This is a genomic window from Pseudomonas sp. NPDC089554 (assembly GCF_050280645.1).
GTDB lineage: Bacteria > Pseudomonadota > Gammaproteobacteria > Pseudomonadales > Pseudomonadaceae > Aquipseudomonas.
Genome location: NZ_JBNNVR010000175.1, coordinates 1 through 3,049 on the forward strand (window position 1 = coordinate 1; position 3,049 = coordinate 3,049).

Sequence of the window (3,049 nt, forward strand, 5' to 3'; positions counted from 1 at the left end):
CTGGCCCGTGCCGGTGGTGCACCGACCCTGGCGGTAGGTATCGCGCAGATCCTGCACCAGGTGCTGCCGGGTGAGAACACCATGGCCTTCTGGTATCACTTCGCGATTCTGTTCGAGGCGCTGTTCATCCTCACCGCGGTGGACGCCGGTACCCGTGCCGGTCGCTTCATGCTGCAAGACCTGCTGGGCAGCTTCGTGCCAGCCCTGAAGCGCACCGAGTCGTGGGGCGCCAACATGCTCGCCACCGGTGGTTGCGTGGCACTGTGGGGCTACCTGCTGTACCAAGGCGTGGTCGACCCGCTGGGCGGCATCAACACCTTGTGGCCGCTGTTCGGTATCTCGAACCAGATGCTGGCCGGTATCGCACTGATGCTGGGTACCGTGGTGCTGATCAAGATGAAGCGCCAGCGCTACATATGGGTGACCCTAGTGCCGGCTACCTGGCTGCTGATCTGTACCACCACCGCCAGCTTTATCAAGCTGTTCGACCCGAACCCGGCCGTCGGCTTCCTGGCCTTGGCCAAGAAGTACAGCGCCGCGCTGGACGCCGGCCAGGTACTGGCACCGGCCAAGGACATCGGTCAGATGCAGCACGTGATCCTCAACGCCTACACCAACGCCGGCCTGACGGTACTGTTCTTGATCGTGGTATTCAGCATATTGTTCTTCGCTATCAAGGTCGCTATCGCTGCCTTGGGTCGCAAGGAGCGCAGCGACAAGGAAACCCCGTTCCAGGCATTGCCTGACGCTTGATCGAATAGAGGAATGCAGTGATGTTCAACGACCTGGGTCGACTGGGTAAGTACCTGGGGCAAGCCGCCCGCCTGATGGTGGGCATGCCTGACTACGACACGTATGTCGAGCATATGCAGAAAACGCACCCGGACCTGCCGGTGATGAGCTATGAGGCGTTCTTCCGCGAGCGCCAGGAAGCGCGTTATGGCGGCAAGGGCGGCCCCAAGTGTTGTTGACCCCGCGACACGCGTGAACCTGTGGGAGCCCAGCCGGGCTCCCACATCTTTTTCGGCTTCATGGAGACACCTGCGTGCAAACGCCTATTCCCGTTACCGTACTCACCGGCTTCCTCGGCGCCGGCAAGACCACGTTGCTCAAGCATATGCTCAAGGCCGAACACGGCCTGAAGATCGCGGTGATCGAAAACGAATTCAGCGAGGCGGGCATCGACAGCCAACTGCTCGGGGACGAGCCGGTCCAGGTGATGACCCTGGCCAACGGCTGCGTGTGTTGCAGCATCCACGGCGACCTGACCCGTGCCCTGGTGCTGCTGCTCGAACGCCTCGACGCCGGCGAAATCGCCTTCGATCGCCTGGTGATCGAGTGCACTGGCCTAGCCGACCCGGCCCCGGTAGCACAAACCTTTTTCATCGACGAAGAACTGCGCGACCGCTACATCCTCGACGGCATCATCACCCTGGTGGATGCCAAGCACGCCGAGGTGCACCTGACCCAGGCCATCGCCCAGGCCCAGGTGGGTTTCGCCGACCGCCTGCTGCTCTCCAAGACCGACCTGGTGGAGCCCGCAGAACTCGAGGCCCTGGGTGAGCGCCTGGCACGCATCAATGGCCGTGCCGCACAGCGCGTAGTTGAGCACGGCCGTATCGACCTGGCCGAACTGCTCGATGTGCGTGGCTTCAATCTCAACCCAGACCTGGGCGGCAGCCTCAAGCCCAGCCTGCGCCCGGTGCTAAAACCGGCCACGCCCGATCGTATCTCCACCCTGGTGCTGCGCACCGAAACGGCACTGGACATCGACCGCCTCAGCGACTTCATGAACGAGCTGCTGGAAACCCACGGCAAGCAGCTGTTGCGCTACAAGGGTGTGCTGAACATCGCTGGCAATGACCGCCGCCTGGTGTTCCAGGGCGTGCTCAAGCTGTATGGCTTCGATTGGGATGCCGAGTGGGCAGAGGGTGAGGCGCGCGAGAGTGTGATGGTGTTCATTGGGGATGAGCTGCCGGAGCAGAAGATCCGGGCAGGCTTCGAGGCGTTGAGCGACAGCTGAGTCGGAAGCGTCTGACTGGTTAATGCCGCCGCAAGGCGGCATTTTTTTGCCTGCGATTTTTCGGCATCGCCAAGCAGATAAACCTGAACCCAAGGAGTACCTTTTTTGGTACAGTTCTCCTCGTGCGATCAGCACATCGTTCTAAATGTCAGATTCTTCCGGACCGAACTTGGTAACGAGCCTGTACGAGAATGGTTGAGCGCCTTGCCGCGTGAGCATCGCCAACGCGTAGGTATCGAGATCAAGAGTGTACAGCTGGGGTGGCCGCTAGGCATGCCCCTGGTCAGAAAAATGGAGCCCGGTTTATGGGAGATTCGTGTGGACTTGGGGGAGAGCATTGCTCGCGTGATGTTCACACTGGTAGAGGGATGCTTGTTGCTTCTCCATGGCTTCATCAAGAAAAGTCGCAAGACACCTACAGCTGATCTGGCCATGGCCAGGCAGCGCAAGGCAAGATTAAGGAGATAAACCCTATGCACCCGCACATAGGCTCGGATTTCGAAGATTTTCTCGCCGAAGAAGGGTTGGCCGAGGAGGTTTCTGCGGCCGCTTTGAAAAGAGTCATTGCCTGGCAGCTTGCTGAGGCCATGAAGTCGCAGAAGATCAGCAAGACGATGCTGGCGCAGCGCATGCACACCAGTAGAACGGCTGTAGACCGGGCTCTGGACCAGACCGACTCGGGCATGACCCTGGCAACACTGGCCAGCGCAGCCAAAGCGCTAGGGCAGCGCATCGAGATTCGCCTGGTACCGGAAACACTTCCCGGCCCGCTGTAGAACGCAAAGAAAAAGCCCGGCACATGGCCGGGCTTTTTCACATCAGGCGTTCGCCAATCAGTTGCCGTAGACCGGCAGCTTCTTGCAGATGGCCTTGACCTTCTCGCGAACGGCGTCGATCACCGCTTCGTTGTTCAGGTCGGCCAGGATGTCGCAGATCCAGCCCGCCAGTTCTGCGGCGAGTTGGTCGATGGCCGCTCGGACGTGTTCTCGGTGGGCATCGTGCTGTACCAGTTGCTCACTGGCGAAC

Annotated in this window: 5 protein-coding genes and 1 pseudogene; 5 read left to right on the plus strand and 1 reads right to left on the minus strand. The window is 60.6% G+C overall.

Annotated features, from left to right (window positions below):
• From ACQKPE_RS26135 to ACQKPE_RS26155, 5 genes are all read left to right on the plus strand, one after another.
• Positions 1–753: carbon starvation CstA family protein (locus ACQKPE_RS26135; protein ID WP_427669586.1), on the plus strand; the 753-nt coding region annotated here is incomplete at its 5' end.
• 20 nt (positions 754–773) lie between these two features.
• Complete coding sequence (locus tag ACQKPE_RS26140) at positions 774–971, plus strand: YbdD/YjiX family protein (protein ID WP_375101757.1); 198 nt, start codon at positions 774–776, stop codon at positions 969–971.
• A 74-nt stretch (positions 972–1,045) separates the two neighbouring features.
• The gene (yjiA, locus tag ACQKPE_RS26145; RefSeq protein WP_427669588.1) at positions 1,046–2,023 is read left to right on the plus strand and encodes a GTPase; all 978 of its coding nucleotides are present in this window, start codon (positions 1,046–1,048) and stop codon (positions 2,021–2,023) included.
• A 105-nt stretch (positions 2,024–2,128) separates the two neighbouring features.
• Positions 2,129–2,491: a type II toxin-antitoxin system RelE/ParE family toxin gene (locus ACQKPE_RS26150; RefSeq protein ID WP_427669590.1), complete on the plus strand. Its 363-nt coding sequence runs from the start codon at positions 2,129–2,131 to the stop codon at positions 2,489–2,491.
• A gap of 5 nt (positions 2,492–2,496) precedes the next feature.
• Positions 2,497–2,799, plus strand: coding sequence for a Fis family transcriptional regulator (locus tag ACQKPE_RS26155; RefSeq protein ID WP_427669591.1), 303 nt, complete (start codon positions 2,497–2,499; stop codon positions 2,797–2,799).
• Positions 2,800–2,856: 57 nt separating this feature from the next.
• Here the strand turns inward: ACQKPE_RS26155 and ACQKPE_RS26160 are convergent.
• Positions 2,857–3,049 (minus strand): annotated as a pseudogene (locus ACQKPE_RS26160) (hypothetical protein); the annotation flags it as partial.

Excerpts from the sequence above, each read along its gene's own strand:
- ACQKPE_RS26140 (WP_375101757.1), top strand. The coding sequence starts at position 774 with ATGTTCAACGACCTGGGTCGACTGGGTAAGTACCTGGGGCAAGCCGCC.
- ACQKPE_RS26155 (WP_427669591.1), top strand. The coding sequence starts at position 2,497 with ATGCACCCGCACATAGGCTCGGATTTCGAAGATTTTCTCGCCGAAGAA.